This is a genomic window from Planococcus rifietoensis (assembly GCF_001465795.2).
Lineage (GTDB): Bacteria > Bacillota > Bacilli > Bacillales_A > Planococcaceae > Planococcus > Planococcus rifietoensis.
This window is the reverse complement of record NZ_CP013659.2, coordinates 1,593,181-1,615,152: the sequence shown is the minus strand read 5'-3', so window position 1 is coordinate 1,615,152 and position 21,972 is coordinate 1,593,181. Positions and strand designations below refer to the sequence as shown.

25 protein-coding genes are annotated in these 21,972 nt (G+C 49.1%); all 25 read left to right on the top strand.

The window, feature by feature from the left end; all coding sequences use genetic code 11:
• The first annotated feature begins 30 nt into the window (after positions 1-30).
• The 25 genes from AUC31_RS08020 to AUC31_RS07900 all read left to right on the top strand — a co-directional run bounded on the left by AUC31_RS08020 (position 31) and on the right by AUC31_RS07900 (position 21,969).
• The gene (locus AUC31_RS08020) at positions 31-816 is read left to right on the top strand and encodes a metallophosphoesterase (RefSeq protein WP_058380547.1); all 786 of its coding nucleotides are present in this window, start codon (positions 31-33) and stop codon (positions 814-816) included.
• Between the two features lie 34 nt (positions 817-850).
• Positions 851-1,831, top strand: a complete 981-nt coding sequence (locus tag AUC31_RS08015; RefSeq protein ID WP_058380548.1) for a YpdA family putative bacillithiol disulfide reductase — start codon at positions 851-853, stop codon at positions 1,829-1,831.
• A 21-nt stretch (positions 1,832-1,852) separates the two neighbouring features.
• A complete protein-coding gene (locus tag AUC31_RS08010; RefSeq protein ID WP_058380549.1) occupies positions 1,853-2,824 on the top strand; it encodes an asparaginase in 972 nt (323 codons plus the stop codon).
• 35 nt (positions 2,825-2,859) lie between these two features.
• Positions 2,860-3,537: a glutamic-type intramembrane protease PrsW gene (gene prsW, locus AUC31_RS08005; protein WP_058380550.1), complete on the top strand. Its 678-nt coding sequence runs from the start codon at positions 2,860-2,862 to the stop codon at positions 3,535-3,537.
• 140 nt (positions 3,538-3,677) lie between these two features.
• Positions 3,678-4,358 carry a (d)CMP kinase gene (gene cmk / locus AUC31_RS08000; RefSeq protein ID WP_058380551.1) on the top strand — a complete coding sequence of 227 codons (681 nt, stop codon included), beginning with the start codon at positions 3,678-3,680 and terminating at the stop codon, positions 4,356-4,358.
• Complete coding sequence (locus tag AUC31_RS07995) at positions 4,355-4,945, top strand: lysophospholipid acyltransferase family protein (RefSeq protein ID WP_058380552.1); 591 nt, start codon at positions 4,355-4,357, stop codon at positions 4,943-4,945. The genes cmk and AUC31_RS07995 overlap by 4 nt, the downstream gene beginning before the upstream one ends.
• A gap of 68 nt (positions 4,946-5,013) precedes the next feature.
• Positions 5,014-6,159 (top strand): 30S ribosomal protein S1, encoded by a 1,146-nt coding sequence (rpsA, locus tag AUC31_RS07990; RefSeq protein WP_058380553.1) that lies wholly within the window; start codon positions 5,014-5,016, stop codon positions 6,157-6,159.
• A gap of 21 nt (positions 6,160-6,180) precedes the next feature.
• Positions 6,181-7,215: a type 2 isopentenyl-diphosphate Delta-isomerase gene (gene fni, locus AUC31_RS07985; protein ID WP_269465272.1), complete on the top strand. Its 1,035-nt coding sequence runs from the start codon at positions 6,181-6,183 to the stop codon at positions 7,213-7,215.
• A gap of 93 nt (positions 7,216-7,308) precedes the next feature.
• Positions 7,309-8,619: a ribosome biogenesis GTPase Der gene (der, locus tag AUC31_RS07980; RefSeq protein ID WP_058380555.1), complete on the top strand. Its 1,311-nt coding sequence runs from the start codon at positions 7,309-7,311 to the stop codon at positions 8,617-8,619.
• 133 nt (positions 8,620-8,752) lie between these two features.
• Positions 8,753-9,772, top strand: a complete 1,020-nt coding sequence (locus AUC31_RS07975) for an NAD(P)H-dependent glycerol-3-phosphate dehydrogenase (RefSeq protein WP_058380556.1) — start codon at positions 8,753-8,755, stop codon at positions 9,770-9,772.
• A gap of 88 nt (positions 9,773-9,860) precedes the next feature.
• Complete coding sequence (locus tag AUC31_RS07970) at positions 9,861-10,064, top strand: DUF2768 domain-containing protein (RefSeq protein WP_058380557.1); 204 nt, start codon at positions 9,861-9,863, stop codon at positions 10,062-10,064.
• 13 nt (positions 10,065-10,077) lie between these two features.
• Entirely contained in the window at positions 10,078-10,797 is a 720-nt protein-coding gene (locus AUC31_RS07965; RefSeq protein ID WP_058380558.1) for a hypothetical protein, read from the top strand.
• A 164-nt stretch (positions 10,798-10,961) separates the two neighbouring features.
• Positions 10,962-11,234 (top strand): HU family DNA-binding protein, encoded by a 273-nt coding sequence (locus AUC31_RS07960; RefSeq protein ID WP_052651392.1) that lies wholly within the window; start codon positions 10,962-10,964, stop codon positions 11,232-11,234.
• Between the two features lie 237 nt (positions 11,235-11,471).
• On the top strand, positions 11,472-12,047 hold the full coding sequence (gene folE, locus AUC31_RS07955; RefSeq protein WP_058383624.1) for a GTP cyclohydrolase I FolE: 576 nt from the start codon (positions 11,472-11,474) through the stop codon (positions 12,045-12,047).
• Between the two features lie 25 nt (positions 12,048-12,072).
• Positions 12,073-12,294: a trp RNA-binding attenuation protein MtrB gene (gene mtrB, locus AUC31_RS07950; protein WP_058380559.1), complete on the top strand. Its 222-nt coding sequence runs from the start codon at positions 12,073-12,075 to the stop codon at positions 12,292-12,294.
• A 75-nt stretch (positions 12,295-12,369) separates the two neighbouring features.
• A complete protein-coding gene (locus tag AUC31_RS07945; protein WP_058380560.1) occupies positions 12,370-13,146 on the top strand; it encodes a heptaprenyl diphosphate synthase component 1 in 777 nt (258 codons plus the stop codon).
• 5 nt (positions 13,147-13,151) lie between these two features.
• The gene (locus AUC31_RS07940; protein WP_058383625.1) at positions 13,152-13,850 is read left to right on the top strand and encodes a demethylmenaquinone methyltransferase; all 699 of its coding nucleotides are present in this window, start codon (positions 13,152-13,154) and stop codon (positions 13,848-13,850) included.
• A 22-nt stretch (positions 13,851-13,872) separates the two neighbouring features.
• Complete coding sequence (gene hepT / locus AUC31_RS07935) at positions 13,873-14,847, top strand: heptaprenyl diphosphate synthase component II (protein ID WP_083509144.1); 975 nt, start codon at positions 13,873-13,875, stop codon at positions 14,845-14,847.
• A gap of 86 nt (positions 14,848-14,933) precedes the next feature.
• A complete protein-coding gene (gene ndk / locus AUC31_RS07930; protein WP_058380561.1) occupies positions 14,934-15,380 on the top strand; it encodes a nucleoside-diphosphate kinase in 447 nt (148 codons plus the stop codon).
• A 235-nt stretch (positions 15,381-15,615) separates the two neighbouring features.
• The gene (aroC, locus tag AUC31_RS07925) at positions 15,616-16,788 is read left to right on the top strand and encodes a chorismate synthase (protein WP_058380562.1); all 1,173 of its coding nucleotides are present in this window, start codon (positions 15,616-15,618) and stop codon (positions 16,786-16,788) included.
• A 3-nt stretch (positions 16,789-16,791) separates the two neighbouring features.
• A complete protein-coding gene (gene aroB / locus AUC31_RS07920) occupies positions 16,792-17,865 on the top strand; it encodes a 3-dehydroquinate synthase (protein WP_058380563.1) in 1,074 nt (357 codons plus the stop codon).
• Complete coding sequence (aroH, locus tag AUC31_RS07915; RefSeq protein WP_058380564.1) at positions 17,865-18,248, top strand: chorismate mutase; 384 nt, start codon at positions 17,865-17,867, stop codon at positions 18,246-18,248. The genes aroB and aroH overlap by 1 nt, the downstream gene beginning before the upstream one ends.
• Entirely contained in the window at positions 18,245-19,333 is a 1,089-nt protein-coding gene (locus AUC31_RS07910) for a prephenate dehydrogenase (RefSeq protein WP_058380565.1), read from the top strand. Before aroH ends, AUC31_RS07910 begins: the two co-directional genes overlap by 4 nt.
• 14 nt (positions 19,334-19,347) lie before the next feature.
• Positions 19,348-20,631, top strand: a complete 1,284-nt coding sequence (gene aroA, locus AUC31_RS07905) for a 3-phosphoshikimate 1-carboxyvinyltransferase (RefSeq protein ID WP_058380566.1) — start codon at positions 19,348-19,350, stop codon at positions 20,629-20,631.
• 84 nt (positions 20,632-20,715) lie between these two features.
• On the top strand, positions 20,716-21,969 hold the full coding sequence (locus AUC31_RS07900; protein WP_058383627.1) for a tetratricopeptide repeat protein: 1,254 nt from the start codon (positions 20,716-20,718) through the stop codon (positions 21,967-21,969).
• Positions 21,970-21,972: the final 3 nt, after the last annotated feature.

Genomic DNA, 21,972 nt, shown 5'->3' with positions numbered 1-21,972 from the left:
TTTTTTGTTGCTTCGGAAAGGATGTACACGATGAAATGGATTTTACGGATTGGATTAGCGGGCTTGGCTATACTGGCATGGATGTTCCGTGCCGCCCACAGCGAAAACAAGGAAACGGCAATCGTCCGCTTGTCGGGAGAGGCTAGGTTTTCTCCTTTTAAGTTGCTTTTTATCTCCGATGTTCACCGGCGTAAGCTTCGGCGTGATATATTCAACGATCCAGTGGATCTCATCGTCATCGGCGGTGATTTTGTCGAACGCGGGGTCCCAGAACAACGCATCCGTGAAAACTTACGGATTCTAACTGAACTTGCTCCGGTTTATTACGTATTTGGAAACAACGACAGGGAAATCGGCGAACAACGATTGAGGGCGTTGCTCGAAGAACAAGGCGCCACTATTCTTGATGATGAAACTGTTGAATTGTTCGGAAATGATAAACTAAAATTAACAGGAATCGATTATTTTGCTTTTCGGGAACACAGTGTAGAAGATGCTTTCCGCACTGTCGGAGAAAGAGATTCTGTCATTTTCATCTCCCATACGCCTTTTGTCTTCAAACACGTAAAACAACATTATCCAGTCAGCTTGATGATTGCCGGCCATACCCACGGAGGTCAGATCAGGTTGGGGCGATTCGGGATATTCGAACAGGGTTCTTTGAGGATTACAGATGGAATTACCGAACTTGTCAGCAACGGATTCGGTACGACTACGTTGCCGTTAAGGTTTGGCGCGAAAGCGCAATACCATGTCCTTGAAATTCATCCTGCACCGGGCATGAAGCATTTGGCACAAAGCTCTTCAATCGGCTAAGATGGATATGGACATTATTACAGGAGTGGTTGAAATGGAACATGCAGATGTCATCATCATAGGAGGCGGGCCGTGCGGTTTATCGGCCGCCATCGAAATACAGAGAATGGGCCTGCACCCTATCATTCTCGAAAAAGGGAATATCGTCAATGCAATCTATCATTACCCGACGCACCAGACGTTTTTCAGCAGCAGCGAAAAATTATCGATCGGGGATGTGCCGTTCATTACCGAAGACCGAAAGCCAAAGCGCAATCAAGCACTAGTCTATTACCGTGAAGTGGTGAAGCGGCACGAGCTGGATGTGCGGGCTTTCGAAACGGCGTTATCGATCGAACAATCGGACGGTTTTCTTGTGAAGACAACGAAAAATGACTATAAGGCAACATATGTCGTAGTGGCGACAGGCTATTATGACCATCCAAACAAGCTCTCAGTGCCCGGTGCGGACTTGCCGAAAGTGATGCATTATTTCAAGGAAGGGCATCCTTATTTCGACCGTGACGTGTTGGTGATCGGCGGCAAAAATTCGGCAGTAGACGCAGCGCTTGAACTGCATAAAGCCGGCAGCCGGGTGACTGTGTCCTATCACGGCACCAGCTATTCGAAAAGTGTCAAGCCCTGGATTTTACCGGAGTTCGATGGGCTCGTGCGCCAAGGCGAAATTACTATGCTGTTCGACTCAATCGTCGATGAAATCCGTGAAGATGAAGTGGAACTGACAGTCAACGATACGAAAGAAACCTTCGCGAATGATTTTGTCTTCGCCATGATCGGCTATCATCCGGATCACCAATTCCTCCGTCAGATGGGAATCGACATCGATGCGGCAAGCGGCAGGCCATCTTTCCATGAAGAAACGATGGAGACCAATGTCGAGGATCTATTTATCGCTGGCGTCATCGCGGCAGGGAACAATGCCAATGAAATCTTTATCGAGAATGGCCGTTTTCATGGCCGGCAAATCGCAGCGGCGATTGCGGAAAAGCAGGCGCTGAGAAATTCAACAGACTAGATTATTTAAAAGAGGTGCATTATGAAAAAGAAAGTATCGCTAATTACGACAGGGGGCACCATTGCAAGTAAAGCCATTTCCGACGACGGTTTGCTGAAATCCGGTGCCATTTCGGGAAAAGACCTGGCGGAACTTTGCCAATTGCCGTCTGAGATCGAAGTGAAAGTGATCGATGTTTATCAATTGCCAAGCATGCACATCGGCTTCGATGAAATGAACATCGTCAAGGAAGCGATTGTGAAAGAATTGGAAGATCCAGAAGTAGAGGGCGTCGTCGTTACACATGGCACTGATACATTGGAAGAAACCGCCTATTTCCTGGACTTGACTGTTGGCGATGAACGGACGGTCGTAGTGACGGGAAGCCAGCGTGCGCCAGAAGCAGTCGGGACGGATGTTTACTCCAATTTACGCAACTCGATTTACGTTGCTGTCGATCCGGTGATCAAAGGCGTTGGGACGGTCGTCGTCTTCAATGAGCGGATCTACAGCGCGAAATACGTCAAGAAAGTGCATGCCAGCAATTTACAGGGCTTTGATTCATTCGGCCATGGCTATTTGGGCATCATCGATAACGATAAGGTCCGCATCTATCAAAAGCCGGTGCTGCGTGAGGTGCACCGGGTGCCTGGCGGTATGCCGACTGTCGATATCGTCAAATGCTATTCAGGCCAGGGAGGGTCGATTGTCGATATGCTGGCTGAAAGTGGGTCGAAAGGCATCGTCCTAGAAGCGGCTGGCCGCGGTCAAATTTCCCCCCACATGGTGGAAGCGGTTGAGCGCGCCGTGAAATCCGGCATTACCGTCGTGTTGACAACGAGCGCCGAAGAAGGCAATGCCTATCCAGCATACAGCTATCCAGGCAGTGCACACGATTTGCTGACGCGCGGCGTTATTTTGGGAAGTGATTACGATAGCAAGAAAGCGCGCATCAAGCTGGCAATCCTGCTGTCTGGCAATGAACCGATCGACAAGGAAGCATTTGAAATTTAACAGCACCGGCTGAATGGAATGAAGGAGGGCGTCTTATGTTAGAGCTGTTGACGGTGGCTATTGCGCCCGGGCTCGCATTGTTCAGTTATTTTTATTTGCGTGATCAATTTGCAGGAGAACCGTCGAAACTGATCTTCCACTGCTTTTTATACGGCGCTCTTCTTACATTCCCGATACTGTTTATCCAATATGTGTTTGAAGCCGAAAATGTCTTCCAGAATACCTTCGTGAAGTCCGTCTTATTCTCGAGTTTATTGGAAGAGTTTTTCAAATGGATCGTCCTTCTCGCGGCAGTATTTCGCCATATCGATTTTGAAGACCCGTATGATGGAATTTTATACGGCGCGAGTTTATCTCTCGGGTTCGCCACAGTCGAAAATATTTTGTATCTACTGGAGTTCGGGCTAGGGGCTGCTTTTCTAAGGGCATTTCTTCCTGTATCGAGCCATGCCTTATTTGGAGTGGTCATGGGTTTTTATTTCGGGAAAGCGAAATTCACCGAAAAAAGAGAAAGCAAATGGTGGCTTGTGGCAGCTCTATTTGCTGGGGCGCTTTTGCACATCGCCTATAATGCTTCTCTCTATGCCTACGATAATCTATTGTACGGCGCCGTCCCATTCATGCTGTTCTTATGGTGGTTCGGTTTACGGAAAGTACGCCAAGCTCACCAATTATCGGTCAGCCATTATCACAAGCACACCCCAATCGATTAAACCAAAAGCCTTGCACTGCGGGGCTTTTTCTTTTTATACTGCTTTGGCTTCGGAACTATTCAGCGGACGCTTTGATTTTGCCCGAAACCTTTAGGATATTGTGATAAAATGAAATCATTACATAAGATGAGGTGACAGTTTTGACGAAAGCTATACAAATCGCGATCGACGGTCCGGCTGCTGCGGGCAAGAGCACGATCGCTAAAATAGTGGCAGAAAAATTAGGCTATATTTATATCGACACTGGCGCGATGTACCGCGCCATCACGTTGAAGGCATTGAACGCAGGCATCAACCTGGCGAGCAATGAGGAAGCCGGGGCTTTGCTCACGGCGACTGAAATCGATTTGATCCCTGTAGAAGGCGGGCAAAAGGTGCTGCTTGACGGAGAAGATGTTTCGGAAGCGATCCGTTCCCAATACGTGACAAAGGCAGTATCGGAAATGGCTGCCCATGAGCTGGTCAGAAAGCGCATGGTCGAGCTGCAGCAAAAGCTGGCGGAAGACCGAGGCGTCGTCATGGATGGCCGTGACATCGGCACACATGTCTTGCCAAGCGCTGCACTTAAAGTATTTATGTCCGCGACAGTCGAAGAACGCGCAAGACGCCGCTTCGAGGAAAATAAAAAACGCGATATCCTGACACCGCTTGTCGAGCTGCAGGAGGAAATCGCCATGCGTGACAAGATGGATTCCGAGCGCGAAGTGGCGCCTTTAAAGCAAGCACATGATGCTGTGTTTCTAGACACCACTCCTTTAACGATTACAGAAGCGGCGGAAGCCATCTTGAAATTAGCGGAAGAGAGGCTGATGGCATCATGAATTTGTATGCAGTAGGGAAAACGCTCGTAAAGACTGCGCTGAGCCCACTATACCGTTTCCAGGTCAGCGGCACTGAAAAGTTCCCGAAAACAGGCGGAGTGCTTCTTTGCAGTAACCACATCCATGCACTCGACCCGCCAGTAGTCGGCATGACCGCGCCGAGAACCGTTCATTTCATGGCGAAAGAAGAATTGTTCAAAGCACCTGTGCTCGGTTCGATCCTGCCGAAGGTCAATGCCTTTCCGGTGAAGCGCGGGATGAGCGACAGGGAAGCGCTGCGGACGGCGTTGAAATTGCTGAAAGGCGGGGAAGTCGTCGGGCTGTTTCCAGAAGGCACACGTTCGACTGATGGTGTATTGAAAAAAGGTTTGAGCGGCGCCGGGTTCTTTGCACTTCGCGGCAATGCAGACGTCATGCCGTGTGCCATTATCGGGCCGTATAAGCCATTTGGCAAAGTGAAAGTAGTTTACGGCGATCCGATTTTGATGGACCCTTATCGCGAACGAAAAGCTTCCGCAGAAGAAGTGACAGAAGCCATCATGGCCAGTATTCAAAAAATTCTGGATGAAAACGCTGAAAATAAGTGATTATTTTTGTTTTTATTAGAGAATTCGAATAAAATAGAAGATGGATAGTTTGTGAAGGAGGGCTACTTATGTCAGAGGATATGAATTTGATGGAAAACCGTGACTTCCAAACAGGAGATCGCGTAAAAGGAATAGTCGCCAAAATCGAGGAAAAAGCGGTGACGGTGACAATTGATGGAGCGCCGTTCGACGGGATCATCCCGATCAGCGAGTTATCGAGCCTCCATATCGAAAAAGCTTCAGACTCGGTCCAAGAAGGAGACGAGCTTGAATTGATCATCACCAAAGTGGAAGATGAGAACTTTGTGTTGTCGAAACGCAAAGTCGATGCCGAATCCGCTTGGGACGATCTCGAGAAGAAATTCGAATCTGGCGAAATCATCGAAGCGGAAGTGAAGGATGTCGTCAAAGGCGGCTTGGTCATTGACCTTGGCGTGCGCGGTTTTGTGCCGGCTTCACTTGTTGAAGATTATTTCGTCGAATCTTTTGAGGATTATAAAGGCCGCGTCATGACCTTTAAGATTGTTGAAATGGAAAAAGAGAACAACCGCTTGATCCTCTCCCACCGCGCTGTCGTGGAAGGCGAGAAAGAATCCAAGAAAGAACAAGTGATGGATTCGATCAATGCAGGAGACGTGCTTGATGGCAAAGTTCAGCGCATCGCATCATTCGGTGCCTTCGTCGATATCGGTGGAGTGGATGGGCTTGTCCATATTTCCCAATTGTCACACGAGCATGTCGACAAAGTGTCGGACGTTGTGACGGAAGGCCAGGAAGTGAAAGTCAAAGTTCTTTCTGTTGACCGCGACTCTGAACGCATTTCGCTGTCGATCAAGGATACTTTGCCTGGACCATGGGATGCTATCGATGAGAAAGCACCGAAAGGCTCTGTTCATCAAGGGACAGTGAAACGCCTTGTCAGCTACGGCGCGTTTGTTGAAGTGCTCCCGGGAGTAGAGGGACTTGTGCACATCTCCCAAATCGCGCATAAGCACATCGCTACGCCTCATGAAGTGCTTCAGGAAGGCCAGGAAGTTGAAGTGAAAGTGCTGGAAGTCAATAAAGAAGACAAGCGCTTGTCCCTCAGCATCAAAGAGCTTCAGGAAAAAGAAGCGGAACAGGATTTCTCACAATACGATATGCCGGAAGAAGCATCTGGATTCTCGATTAGTGATGTCATCGGAGATAAATTAAAAGGGTTCAAATCCGAATAAATGTCACGGGCAAAAAGAAAGATGGATCATATCAATTACGCATTGTCCACCGGGCAATGCCGGGCTACTTGGCTCGACTGCGTCCGTTTTGTCCACCAGGCGCTGCCGGGAATCGGCGTCGCTGATGTATCGTTGGAACCCAAAACAGGTGATTTGAAACTAAAATCACCTGTTTTTATTAATGCCATGACCGGAGGCGGTGGTTCTGAAACGCTGCAGCTGAATGCGATGCTTGCGCGGGCTGCAAAAGAAACGGGAATCGCCATGGCGGTCGGTTCACAAATGGCCGCGCTGAAAGACAAGCAGGAGCGCGAAAGCTATCAAATCGTCCGGAAAGAAAATCCGAACGGAACCATCTTCGGCAATCTCGGGAGCGAAGCGACTGTTGAGCAGGCGCTCGAAGCGGTCGAGATGATCGAAGCGGATGCGCTGCAAATCCACTTGAATGTCGTCCAGGAATTAACGATGCCAGAAGGCGACCGACAGTTTCGCGGGGCGCTTGATCGCATCGCCAGGATAGCAGAAGCATTACATGTGCCGGTTATCGTCAAAGAAACCGGCTTTGGCATTTCACAGGAAACTGCAGTAGCGCTCGACAACACCCAAGTAGCGGCGATCGATGCGAGTGGCTTCGGCGGCACCAATTTTGCGAGTATCGAAAATGAACGCAGAAAACGCAAGCTGGCTTATTTCGAGGACTGGGGCATCCCGACAGCTGCTGCAATCGTTGAATGCAGAAATGGCTTCAGCCGCACCGTATTGGCCTCAGGCGGGCTTCAAGATGCAGGAGACGTGGTCCGGGCATTGCGGCTCGGTGCAGATGCTGCCGGCATTGCAGGCAGTTTCCTGAAGCATGCAGTAAGCCTTGGAGAGGCGGGCTTGATCGACGAGATCAATGGGCTACATGAAGATGTGCGCATGCTGATGACCGCACTCGGGGCCTGTACAATTGAAGATATCCGCTCCGCCCCTGCTGTCATCAACGGGGAATTGCTTTCCCATTTGAAGCAAAGAGGCTTTGAGACGGAACATTTTGCAGTTCCTTTGAAAAACTGAATATTGGACAATTTAAGGGGATGGACATTATTCAGATGCCATCCTCTTTTTCGTGTATAATAGGCTTATCAGAAGTGGAAGGATGAATTAATTATGTCAAAACCGGTAGTAGCAATTGTTGGCCGGCCGAATGTAGGGAAATCCACGATTTTTAATCGCGTGGTAGGAGAACGTGTCTCCATCGTGGAAGATATTCCAGGGGTTACGCGTGACCGCATCTACAGCTCGGCAGATTGGCTGACGCACGAATTCAATATCATTGATACAGGAGGCATCGACCTTAGCGACGAGCCGTTCCTTGAACAGATCCGCAGCCAGGCAGAAGTGGCGATGGATGAAGCGGATGTCATCATCTTTCTCGTCAACGGGCGTGACGGAGTGACAGAACAGGACGAGCAAGTAGCGAGAATCCTGTACCGTACGAAAAAACCTGTGGTGCTGGCTGTCAATAAAATTGACAATCCCGATATGCGCCACATGATTTACGATTTCTATTCCCTTGGAATCGGCGAACCTTACCCGGTTTCCGGATCGCACGGGCTTGGCTTGGGCGACCTTTTGGATGAAGTGGCGAAGCACTTCCCGAAAGAGGACGAAGAGGAATATCCAGACAATGTCATCAAGTTTTCATTGATCGGGCGCCCGAATGTCGGGAAATCTTCATTGGTCAACTCATTCCTTGGCGAAGACCGCGTCATTGTCAGCGAAGTGGCAGGAACGACACGCGACGCTGTCGATACGCAATATGAATACGATGAACAGCCGTATGTCATCATCGATACGGCCGGCATGCGCAAAAAAGGGAAAGTCTATGAAAGCACTGAAAAATACAGCGTGCTTCGCGCTTTGCGCGCGATTGAACGTTCAGACGTTGTTCTGGTCGTCTTGAATGCAGAAGAAGGCATCCAGGAACAAGACAAGAAAATTGCCGGATATGCTCACGAAGCAGGAAAAGCGATCGTTATCGTCGTCAATAAGTGGGATGCTGTGAAAAAAGACGACAAAACCTTGAACAAATTCACGCAGCAAATCCGCGAACATTTCCTGTTCTTGGATTATGCCCCGATTATTTTCGTTTCTGCAGTCAGCGGACAACGTGTGCACAACATTCTCGACATCATAAACCGTGTCAATGACAACCATTCACGCCGCATTCAGTCGAGCATTCTTAATGAAGTGATCGAAGATGCTGTGGCGATGAACCCAGCTCCGTCTGATAAAGGGCGACGCCTGCGTCTTTATTATGTGACGCAAGTGGCAGTCAAGCCGCCGACTTTCGTTGTGTTCGTCAACGAACCGGAAATGATGCACTTCAGTTACGAACGCTTCTTGCAGAACCGCATCCGGGAAAGCTTTGATTTCGAAGGCACGCCGCTGCGTTTGATTACGCGTGCACGTACTTAAATACAAGCAGCGGGTGTTTTCACTTTCCTGCTGATGTTAATTGATCCAATCGGACTTTACGGAATATCATGGCTCCCACTTGAAGAGGTGGGAGTTTGGTTTTCTGCTAAAGCAGGATAAAGGAGAGATAAAGATGGAAAAAGTTACTGTATTTGGTGCAGGGAGTTGGGGAACAGCGCTTAGTTATGTACTAGCGCAAAACGGCCATGATCTTCTATTATGGACCCATCGCCAAGACCAGTCGGATGAGATCAATCAGCATTCGAACGAACGCTATTTGAAAGGGGTGCGCTTGCCGGATTCATTGAAAGCGACAGCAAATCTCGATGAAGCGGTGGCGCACGCCGATATTTTCGTATTGGCCGTACCCACAAAAGCCATTCGTGAAGTTTCACGGGATATTCGTGAACGGATGACGAAAAAAGGCTTGTTCGTCCATGTTTCTAAAGGCATCGAACCGGATTCACTCAAACGCATCAGCGAGATGATCCGCGAAGAAATCCCCGCTGATCTGATCGAGGAAGTCGTTATTTTATCTGGGCCAAGCCATGCAGAAGAAGTTGTCCAGGAGCATCCGACAACGGTCACCGCAGCATGTGAAAATACGCAAGCGGCAAACCGTGTCCAGGATCTGTTCATGAACTCCTATTTCCGTGTCTACACGAATACCGATGTCATCGGAGTGGAAATTGGCGGGGCATTAAAGAATATCATTGCTTTAGCGGTCGGAATTACAGATGGCCTAGGCTATGGCGATAATGCGAAAGCTGCGATCATGACGCGCGGCCTTGCTGAAATTGCACGCCTCGGCGTCAAGATGGGCGCAACGCCGCTGACCTTCTCGGGCTTATCGGGCGTCGGCGACTTGATTGTTACATGCACAAGCGTCCATTCGCGCAACTGGCGGGCTGGCAATATGCTCGGCAAAGGCAAAAATGTCGAAGAGGTGTTGGACGAGATGGGCATGGTCGTCGAAGGGATCCGGACTACGAAAGCTGCCCATCAATTGGCCGCTGAGTACAAAGTGCCCATGCCGATAACGGAAGCCTTGTATGCGGTGTTGTTTGAAGGCGTCAAGCCGGAGAATGCCGTGGAAGAGTTGATGGGACGCATGAAGAAAAATGAGATGGAAGATTTAATCGACTTGCTGTAATTGTCACAAACGGAGGGGCTGCTTGCTGCTGCCCCTTCTTTTTTTATGCTATACTATGGACTGAAACTCCACGAAAGGCGGCTTATTCATGAGTTCTTTGGATAAAATGTGGGTATCTTTTGCAGGCATCGCTTTTTTGATCATTTCCATGGGAATGATTTATTTGAGCCGGTACAAATTGCAAAACGGCATCCTGAAATTTCTATTTGCGCTGATCGCGTACGTTCTGCTGATCCTGGGCTTCTTTATTATGGTTTTCACTGTATTCAGCGGACCGACCGGTGGCGCCTGAGGGGATGGACATAATGAAAAAAACAACAGCGTTGCTGCTCGTCCTGCTGACGGCAAGCTTGCTTACAGCTTGTGCGTATCCCAGCAGCGAGCGGGCGGAAAATCAGATTCCCTATGAAGATCAGTTGGCCACTGCGCAACAAGCGGTTGAACGCTACCAAGAGGCCAATGGTGGCTTATTGCCGATCAAGACGCGAGATATGGACGTCGATCAATTCATTAAGTATCCTGTCGACTTTTCCAAAGTTGTGCCGGATTTTACAGCTGAAATCCCGAGCAATGCGTTTGAAGTCGGCGGAATTTACCAGTATGTCTTGATGGATGTTGAGGAAAATCCGACCGTCAAGCTCGTCGACCTTCGGGTAGCGGAAGGCATCCGTTCTGTCAATGTCAGAAAGAGCGCGAATGGCGGAAGGGCACCAATTTCTGAAATCATTGCCGATAATGTCTATAAATTCAATCACGAGGCAATGGGCTTCAATGAGGAGCCCATGGTCGAAAGCCCATACAGCGGCAAGATGCTGCCGATGGTCATCACTGGACAAGGCGATGTGTATATCGATTATTCCATTGATTTGTATGAAGCGATCCAAAACTATGAAGGCGAACTCGAGCAAGGGCAGGATATCCGTTTTATCCTCTACGAAAACAGCCCCGTAGTGCCTGCATATTCGCTTCCGTACACCATCGATGAAAATGGCGAACCTATTTTTCTGACCGATGAAAAAGCCTGATACAGCACGGATTTGCCCGAAATCCACATGTTTTTGAAAATATTGGGAGTATTTGGTGGTTTTCTTTGAAATGCGGCCTATTTGTTGTTGCTATGCGATTTTCGTTGTGATACTCTTTTTACAGGATTGATGGCAAGCATCCCCTTTGAGAGGAGGTGAATAGCATGAACAAAACAGAATTAGTGAACTCTGTTGCAGAAGCGGCTGAACTTTCTCGTAAAGATGCTGCGAAAGCAGTTGACGCTGCATTTGAAGCGATTCAAGATGCTCTAACTAAAGGTGACAAAGTACAATTGATCGGATTCGGTAACTTTGAAGTTCGTGAGCGCGCGGCCCGTAAAGGACGCAACCCACAAACAGGTGCTGAAATCGAGATCGCCGCAAGCAAGGTTCCTGCCTTTAAGCCAGGTAAAGCACTTAAAGACGCAGTGAAATAAGCTTCGGCTACTGTACATAGAATGGCTTTTGCGAGATCTAATCTCGCAAAGGCCATTCTTTTTTTCGGCCCCGTTTTTGCCAATACCCCCCGTAAATGCTACAATTCAGGTGAGAAAAGCGGAGTTGTCTCTCGGCTCAGCAGAAATAGGCGCGTGAAACTGCAATGATCCATGGCTGTTTTCAACCGCTGCCCCAAATAGAGTGATTTTTCTACAGGAGGAAACAATGTGATAGATATGAAGAGCCATAACGTAGATCTGGATAAAATAGAGCAAGCTGTCGGCATGATTTTGGAGGCAGTCGGAGAAGATGTGGGCCGTGAAGGGCTACAGGATACCCCAAAACGCGTCGCGAAAATGTATGCGGAAGTTTTTGCGGGGTTGAAGGAAGACCCAAAAGAATATTTCCGCACCGTGTTTCATGAAAATCACGAAGAACTCGTATTGGTTAAAGATATTCCGTTCTATTCGATGTGCGAGCATCATTTAGTGCCGTTCTTTGGAAAAGCGCATATTGCCTATATCCCGCGCGACGGAGTGGTCACAGGGCTCAGCAAATTGGCGAGAGCGGTCGAAACAGTCGCCAAACGCCCTCAGCTGCAGGAACGGATCACTTCTACCATTGCTGACTCGATGATGGAAACCTTGAACCCTCACGGCGTGTACGTCATGGTCGAAGCTGAACATATGTGCATGACGATGCGGGGCATCAAGAAGCCGGGCTCAAAGACCGTCACGGCTGTGTCAAGAGGGGTATTGGAGACAGACGACATCAAGCGTTCGGAAGTCATTACCTATATCAATATGAACTAAAACTATGGAAAAGCAGGTGTAAACAATGGCACAAACTGAATATGTAGTGATTCGTGCACAAGAAGACGGCGTTAACGTCATCGGGCTGACCCGCGGCAACGATACAAAATTCCATCATACGGAAAAGCTTGATCGCGGCGAAGTGATGATCGCCCAATTCACCGAGCATACATCGGCGATGAAAATTCGCGGCAAAGCGGAAATCCATTCCGCGCACGGCATCATTGAAAGCGACGCGAAAAAATAAGCGTTAATGGTGAAGGCCATAAGGGCATTATGCTATAATATGAGCTATGGCTAACCTATGAATGGAGCAGGCAGTATGAACGGACAACAAATACAATCCAAAATCATCTCCATGGAAATCGACGTACTAAAAGCAGTTCGCCAACGAACGTTAGACCAGTTGACGGAAGGGCCTTTTGTTAAAGAGGCGCGCCTGTTTTTCTTGCTGCTGCCGTTTTTTAACGGAGAGCAATGGTCGGATAAAATGGAGACAAGCGCCCGGACAGTGGCAATTGTCTACGCTGCGCTGCACGCACACGACCGGGTGAAAGAAGAAATGCCCATCAGCAAAGAACAGCAGCTGACAGTACTTGCCGGAGATTTTTACAGCGGCATCTATTACCAATTGCTGGCTGAAGGAAAGAATATCGAAATGGTTCAAAAGCTTGCTACTGCAATTATCCAGGTGAGCGAAAAGAAAGCCTCTTTCCACGAACTTGCGCTCCAGCAGCCGGAGCAAGTGGAAGAGACGGCGACAGTGATCGAAACTGCTCTGCTGAATGCGTTTTATGTGGAAAATGGCTTTGGGCATTATAAGCAGCTCATGGAACAATCTTTATTGTATATCCGCTACACAGAAGAGCTGGAAGCGCTGAAGAAAGGCGAGTTCAGTTATCTTCTGAAATTGCTCAGCGGATCATTGATTCATTCGACATTTATCGAGCGCTGGCTCGTTGACCGCCTGGAGGCTTTGGGCAATGAAATCCTGGAGTCCATTAATGATTGCGAACTGGATTTTGAACTCAAGAATATATTGCTCCACCAAATTATTCCGCATCGGCATAGCGCTGAACCGCTGACGCGAGAAGGATGACGATGATGCAGAAAACGAAAGAACAACGAGTTCACGAAGTGTTTGAAAAAATTTCCGAAAACTATGACCAGATGAATTCGGTCATCAGCTTTCAGCAACACAATAAATGGCGCAACGACACGATGCACAAAATGCAAGTAGCAAAAGGCGCGTCTTGCATCGATGTCTGCTGTGGCACGGCGGACTGGACCATTGCGCTTGGAGAAGCTGCAGGGCCTACCGGTCGTGTGGTCGGATTGGACTTCAGCCAGAACATGCTGAATGTCGGTCATCAAAAAACAGCCCATATGCCTCAAGTCGAATTGGTGCAAGGAAACGCGATGTCTTTGCCTTACCCTGACAACTCATTCGATTTTGCAACAATCGGTTTTGGGCTGCGCAATGTTCCGGATTACGAACAGGTGCTATCAGAAATGCACAGAGTCTTGAAACCTGGGGGCATGATTGCCTGCTTGGAGACTTCGCAGCCTGAAAGCTTTGTATTCAAGCCGTTTTTCCGGATGTATTTCCGTTTTGTCATGCCAGTATTCGGCAAGCTTTTTGCGAAAAGCTATAAGGAGTATTCATGGCTTCAGGAATCAGCAAAAACATTCCCAGGTATGAAAGAGCTTGCGAAACTGTTCAGCAAGGTCGGCTTCGACAAAGTCAAATACAAACCGTACTCAGGAGGGGCTGCTGCCCTTCATATGGGATTGAAAAAGTAAACAAGCGGGAGAAGGTTATTAAGTGGAAAAGATGAAGTTGAAATTGCTCTATTCCGACCTGAAACCGGAGCTGGAACTGATTGAAAAAGAATTGGAACAGGCAGTGGATTCCGAATCCCTTCTATTAAATGATGCTTCTCTTCATTTATTGCAGGCCGGAGGAAAACGAATCCGCCCTGTTTTTGTTTTGCTTGCCGGAAAATTCGGGGATTACGATATCGAATTGCTGAAGCGTGTCGCTGTGCCTTTGGAGCTTATACATATGGCGTCTTTGGTCCATGATGATGTCATAGATGATTCAGAGATCCGCCGGGGTCGCCCGACCGTGAAATCGGAATGGAATAATAGCGTGGCGATGTATACCGGCGACTTCATCCTGGCCAGGGCACTGGAGCGCATTACGGAAATCGAATCACCAAGAATCCATGACATCCTGTCGAAGACATTGATCGAAGTGTGCCGCGGCGAAATTATTCAGATCGAAGACAAGTATAGGCTTGACCAAAGCTTGCGGGATTATTTGCGCCGCATCAAACGCAAAACCGCGTTATTGATTTCTTCCAGCTGTGAATTGGGTGCCTTAGTGGCAGGAACCGATGAGAAAACTGCAGCGCATTTGCGCCGATTTGGTTATTTTATCGGCATGTCGTTCCAAATTATCGACGATATCCTTGATTTCACAGCAAGCGATCAAGAATTGGGCAAGCCGGCCGGCAGTGATTTTATCCAAGGCAATATCACGTTGCCGATTTTATACGCGCGCCGGAATCCGCAGATTTATCAGATGCTCCGTGACAATTTGAACCAGGACATTTCCGATGAAAAACGCCTGGAAATCGTCCGTACGATCCGTACAAGCAGTGCGGTCGATGAAGCGAAGCGGGTGAGTGAACGTTATTTGGAAAAGGCGCTGAAAGAACTGGACTATTTGCCGAAAGGCCCAGCGACGAAAACGATGCGAAAAATCGCCTTTTTCATCGGCAAGCGAAAGTTTTAGTTTCCAGTTGACAAATGATCGGACAATGATAGTATTTTTTAAGGTGGGCAAAGTGCCCGAGCTTTTTAACAGAGGAGTGTTCTATAATGGAAAAAACATTTTTGATGGTAAAACCTGATGGTGTCCAACGCAATGTCATCGGTGAAATCGTTTCCCGTTTCGAGAAAAAAGGCTATCATTTGGCAGGCGCTAAATTGATGCAAATCCCAACTGAGCTAGCTGAACAGCATTACGGCGAGCACAAAGAGCGCCCATTCTTTGGCGAACTAGTAGACTTCATCACTTCTGGACCAGTTTTCGCAATGGTTTGGGAAGGCGAAAACGTCATCTTGACTGCCCGTCAAATGATGGGAGCTACGAACCCGAAAGATGCAGCTCCAGGAACAATCCGCGGTGACTTCGCAGTTACTGTCGGCAAAAACATGATCCACGGTTCTGATTCTGCTGAAAGCGCTGAGCGCGAAATCGGCTTGTTCTTTAAAGAAGAAGAATTGGTATCTTACGAAAAAACTATGAACAGCTGGGTCAACTGATCCAACTATTGAAAATGCGGCCGCGCAATCGGCCGCATTTTTTTAATTTCACGAAGCGATTGGAATCACCTAAAGCAGGCGGGTAACCGAATAAATGAAAGCGGTTTCTTTTGGTGGCGCGGGTTTGTTGCTATTCGAATGTTTAGTTTTCTTCATATTTAGGATAGAATTGAACAAATGCCATATGGTATAGTGTTACTTAAATACTTTAGCACGTTGAAGGGAGAAAGCGTACATGCGTTACTTAACAGCAGGAGAATCTCACGGTCCACAATTGACCGCCATTATTGAAGGGTTGCCAGCGCAATTGCCTTTGACGGCGGAAATGATCAATAAAGAGTTGAAACGGCGCCAGGGAGGCCATGGCCGCGGCCGCCGCATGCAAATCGAGACAGATACGGTGGAAATCGTTTCAGGCGTCCGCCACGGGAAGACTTTGGGCTCTCCTGTCGCATTGGTCGTCAAAAATGACGATTGGAAGCACTGGACAAATGTCATGGGCATCGAACCGATCGAAGAAACCGATGAAGTGAAACGTCAATTGACACGCCCGCGGCCTGGGCATGCTGATTTGAACGGCGGCATGAAATATGGCCACCGTGACCTTCGGAACGTATTAGAACGTTCTTCTGCACGTGAAACGACCGTGCGCGTTGCGGTCGGCGCAGTGGCTAAACAGCTTCTCTCAGAACTCGGCGTCAAGATCGTATCGCACGTGACAGAAATCGGCGGCATTAAAGTCGACCCGGCAAGCTATATTGGAAAATCCGCAGATGAAATCCGCGACATTGTTGAACAGGATGCCGTTTATTGCGCAGACTCATCAAAAACGAAAGAAATGACTGATTTGATCGATGCCACGAAGAAAAACGGCGACTCGATCGGCGGTACTGTAGAAGTCATCGTGGAAGGCATGCCAGCTGGAATCGGCAGTTATGTGCATTATGACCGCAAACTGGATGCTAAAATTGCGGCTTCTGTCATGAGCATCAACGCATTTAAGGGCGTGGAATTCGGTCTTGGATTCGAAATGGCGCGCCGCCCGGGCAGTGAAGTCCATGATGAAATCATTTGGAGTGAAGAAGCGGGATATACCCGCAGCACGAACAACCTCGGCGGCTTTGAGGGCGGGATGACGACAGGCATGCCGATCATCGTGCGTGGCGTTATGAAGCCGATCCCAACGCTCTATAAGCCTTTGAAGAGCGTTGACATTGAAACGAAAGAGCCGTTCCAGGCGAGCATCGAACGTTCAGACAGCTGTGCAGTTCCGGCAGCCTCGATTGTGGCGGAACATGTCGTCGCTTTTGAAGCGGCAAATGCATTGCTTGAACAATTCGACGCGGATCAATTGCCGCGGCTGAAAGAGAACATCGAAAGCTATAAAGCCTATACAAAGGAGTTTTAATCCATGAGGGAGTTGCGGGTCGAGACTGAACATCCATATACGGTGCATATCGGACAAGGGGCGGTCAAGCTGCTGGTAAAACACTATCGTGATTTGCTCGCTGCAGCCGACCAAGTTGTTGTAATCGCAGACAGCCAAGTGGCTGAACTGCATTTGCCGCAGCTGCTCGGGGCGCTTGAGGATTTTCAGCCGAAAGTTTTCCGCGTACCAGCAGGTGAAGGAGCGAAATCAGCCGAAAGTTTTATGGATTGCCATAGCTTTTTGCTTTCGGAGAATTGCTCACGAAATACGGTCATTCTCGCATTTGGGGGAGGCGCAGTCGGGGATCTGGCTGGCTTTGTCGCATCGACTTTCATGCGCGGAGTGCCTTTTATCCAAGTACCGACAACGATCTTGGCCCATGACAGTGCTGTGGGGGGCAAAACCGCCATCAACCATCCGCTCGGCAAGAACATGATCGGTACCTTCTATCAGCCGCGTGCGGTCATTTACGACAGCGACTTTCTCCAGACCTTGCCTGAAAATGAAATTCGTTCAGGGATGGCTGAAGTGATCAAGCATGCATTCATTTCGAATGAAGGCTGGCTGGATGAACTGATGGCGTATCAAGATTTCAGCACGATGTCCGGACAGGAACTCGAAGGGCATCTGGAAAAAGGGATTGCCGTCAAATCGGCGATTGTTGAAGAAGATGAGTTTGAAGGCGGCGTCCGCAAATTCCTCAATTTCGGCCATACGCTGGCCCATGCCATCGAAGCACATTTGGGCTATGGCAAACTGACGCATGGAGAAGCTGTCGTGCTTGGCATGGCCTATGCACTTGAATTGTCCGAAAGCCCCGAGTTGCCACGCTTCTTGAACTGGACGAAAGTGAACGGTTATCCAATAACGCTACTGGTTAATATGCCATTCGATGAATTATTGCCCTATATGAAAAAAGACAAAAAATCGACCGCTGCTGCACTTAACTTCGTGTTGCTTGGCGCAGTAGGCCGACCGTATATTGAAACGATTCCAGAACAACGAGCACAAGCGGCTTACGACAAGCTGAGAAAAACGATCAAGGAGATGATCTGATGATTCGAGGAGTCAGAGGCGCCATCACCATCACGAAAGATGAAGCGCCCGAAATTTTGGAGCAAACGCGACGCCTGGTCTTGGAAATGGCCAAAGAAAACGGCATCGAACCGGATGAAGTGGCTTCGGTCATCGTATCGACGACGACGGATATTTCTGCAGCTTTTCCTGCAAAAGCCGTGCGCACTATCGAAGGTTGGACGTATGTGCCGGTCATGTGCACACACGAAATGGATATACCCGGCAGCATGCCGCTATGCATTCGCGTGATGATGCACGTCAATACGAAACTTGCACAGGATAAAATCCAGCACATCTACATGAATGATGCTGTGAAATTGCGTCCTGATCTATCTCAGAAAAGCCAGGTGAGCCAAGCGTGAAAACAGAAGTCCTCATTATCGGCCTCGGATTGATTGGCGGATCGTTAGCAAAAGCATTGCAGCGTAATGAAAATGTTCACGTATCGGGCTATGATGCGGACGCATTGACTGCCAGAAAAGCTTTCAAAATGGGCATCATCCAAAGCTCGCCGCCTTCTCTTGAGCAGGCAGCGGCTGCGGCTGATGTCATCGTTTTTGCTACGCCGGTCGGAGCAACTGTGAAATTAATGGAACGAAGTAAATACTGGGATTTAAAGGAAAATGTCATTTTGACAGACACTGGCAGCACCAAAGTCCAAATTATGGAAGCTGCAGAAAAGTTGGCGCATACCTTTATCGGCGGCCACCCGATGGCCGGTTCCCATAAAAGCGGTGTCGAAGCCGCCAAAGAAGTGCTTTTTGAAAATGCCTTCTATATCTTGACGCCCGGCAAAGAGACGGCTGAGGAAGACGTTGAGAAACTGGTGGGGCTATTGTCGGTCACCAAAGCGAAGATCAAAGTACTCGAAGCAAAAGAACACGATCATATGACGGCGATCGTCAGCCATTTCCCTCACTTGATCGCTGCTGCTCTGGTTCATCAACTGGACCGTGAAGAGCAATTTCCGTTCGCGCGCCAGCTCGCAGCGGGTGGATTCCGCGATACGACGCGAATCGCTTCGGCGAACCCGGATATGTGGCGTGACATCACGACGCAAAATAATGAGATGATTGTCGAACAGCTGGACCACTGGATGGACCAGATGACGCATTTGCGCGAGATCTTGCAGAAGAACGAGCCCGAACCGATTCACCGCTTTTTCGCGAAAGCGAAGGAGACACGTGATGAACTGCCGGTTGCAGGGCACGGTGCCATGTATTCGGTATTTGATTTGTATATCGATATCCCCGATGTGCCGGGAATCATCTCAGAAATGACGGGCTATCTGGCAGAAGCCGGCATCAGCATCGTCAATTTGAGGATTTTGGAGACGCGTGAAGATGTCTTCGGGATTCTTGTCCTTAGTTTCCAGACAGCGGAAGACCGGGAAAGTGCGCAACGCGTCTTTTCCGAACGAACCGCTTATGATACGTATATCTCCTGAAAGGAATGAAAATCATGTCCAAAACGATCAGTTACGCAAAACCTGTGCTAACGGGCAGCGTTCAAGTGCCCGGCGATAAGTCCATCTCACACCGGGCAATCATGTTCGGCGCACTGGCACAGGGAACGACGACCATCGAAGGTTTCTTGATGGGAGACGACTGCTTAAGTACCATCAGCTGTTTCCGTTCTCTGGGAATCGATATCCAAATAGATGGCGAACACGTGACAGTGACAAGCGGTGGCAGGAAAGCCTGGAAAGAGCCAGATGTCGTATTGGATACCGGAAATTCCGGCACGACGACGCGCTTGATGCTCGGTTTGCTCGCAGGTACTGATTTCCATTCGGTCATGGCAGGGGACGAATCCATCGCACGCCGCCCAATGAAACGCATCGTTGAACCGCTGCGTTTGATGGGTGCGGATATCCGCGGGCGCGCCAATGGGCATTTCACGCCGCTTGCCGTTCAAGGGACAGCTCTTCAGGCAATCGACTATACGATGCCTGTTGCAAGCGCACAGGTGAAATCGGCAGTGCTGCTTGCAGGTCTGTCGGCGCAAGGGACCACGACCATCCACGAACCGGTTCCGTCGCGCGACCATACGGAAATTATGCTGAAGCATTTCGGAGCGGACATCTCCCGCAACGGCGACATCATTTCATTGACTGGCGGACAGGAGCTGCATGCTGCGCATGTCCAAGTGCCAGGCGATATCTCCTCCGCTGCTTTTATGATCGGTGCGGCGCTCATTGCTGAAGGCAGCGAAATCCAATTGAAAAACGTTGGCGTCAACCCAACGCGTACAGGCTTGCTTGATGTGTTCAAAGCCATGGGCGCGGACATCCAAGCAAGCGGCCATAAATCCGAAGGGGAAGAAGCTGCAGATTTGACGGTCCGCAGCACTCTCTTGACGGGCACGGACATCGGCGGCGATGTCATTCCACGATTGATCGATGAGATCCCGTTGATTGCACTTGTGGCGACCCAGGCGCAAGGAAAGACCGTCATCCGCGATGCGGAAGAATTGCGCGTCAAAGAAACCGACCGCATACAGGCGGTCGTCACCGAGTTGAAAAAACTCGGCGCCGATATCGAAGCGACAGAAGACGGAATGGTCATACAAGGACCGACTCCACTGACTGGCGCAGCGATGAATAGTTACGGCGATCACCGCCTCGGCATGATGGCCGCAGTTGCTGCGCTCATCGCAGATGGCCCAGTAACGATTGACGACCCGGGCTGTATTTCGATCTCTTACCCGAACTTTTTTGACCATCTGGATAAGCTGACACAATAACTCTCCTTCGGGGGAGTTTTTATTATGCTAGCATGATGGTTTCGTGTACGATAACTATATAACGGCAAGGAATAGGTGATGCAAATGGCAACTTTACAAAAGATCCAAGAAGCGGTGCAAGCTGGAGACACGGCTGCACTCGATACATTACTCGAACAATATTTGCTCAAAGGCGATCCCGATGAACAATACGCGGTCATGGAATGGCTGCAGGAAATCGGCTTTATCGAAGAAGCGCTCCGCGTGGTGGAGCATCTTCAGTACATGTTTCCGGAAGAGGCGCAATTGCGTGTCGACCGTTCCAAACTGCTGATTGATGCCGACCGTGAAGATGAGGCGCTCAATGAGCTGATGGCGATCCCGAAAGACGATGAATTATATCCTCAGGCACTCGTCACATTAGCCGACCTGTTTCAGCTGCAGGGGCTTCTCGAGGCAGCGGAACTGCGGCTGGACGAAGCAATCGGCCTGATGCCTGACGAACCGCTGCTGCAGCAGGCAAAAGCGGAACTTTTGCTCGACTCGGGACGCTACCTGGAATCTGCACGCATCTATCAGGAATTGGAAAGCCGCAATGTCAAAATTGATGGCGTTAACCTGAGCGAACGCTTGGCGGAAGTCTATAGCGCCGGTGCGGCTTACGAGGAAGCTTTGCCTTATTATGAACGTGCTCTGGAAGACGAAGCACAGCCTGATGTATTATTCGGAGCTGCATTTGCCGCCTTCCAAGCGAAACAATATGAATTGTCGGTGAAGCGCCTCGATGAACTTTTGAATGCCGATCCCGATTATTTCTCTGCTTATTTATTGAAAGCGCAATGCTTCAATATGATGGAAGATTATAAACGTGCTTACGATGCCATCAAAGAAGGGCTTGCGCGTGATGAGTTTGACAAGGAATTGTATTTGTTTGCAGGGAAACTTGCGCTGAAGCTCGGCAAAGGTGAAGAAGGCGTGGAAATGCTGCGCCAGGCAATTGCGCTCGATCCTGAATACATGGAGGCTCTATATGCATTAATCTCCTATTTCCATAATGAAGAGCGCGACGACGAATTGCTTGAACTTGCCTCGATGGCTGTGGAAAGCGGCAATGACTGGCATGCGCTTTATCCGCTGATTGCGAAAGCTTACGACCGGACCGAACAATTCGACAAAGCTCTGGAGTACTACGAGAAAGCCTATCCGGCCTTTTCCGACGATCCCGAATTCCTCGAATCCTACGCCTTATTTTTGGTCGAGGAAGGGAAACGCGATCGCGCTCTCGAAATAATCAAACAGCTTCAAGCGCTGGAGCCGGAAAACCCGCAATGGTTCGATTGGCTGCAATCGTTTGAATGAAAG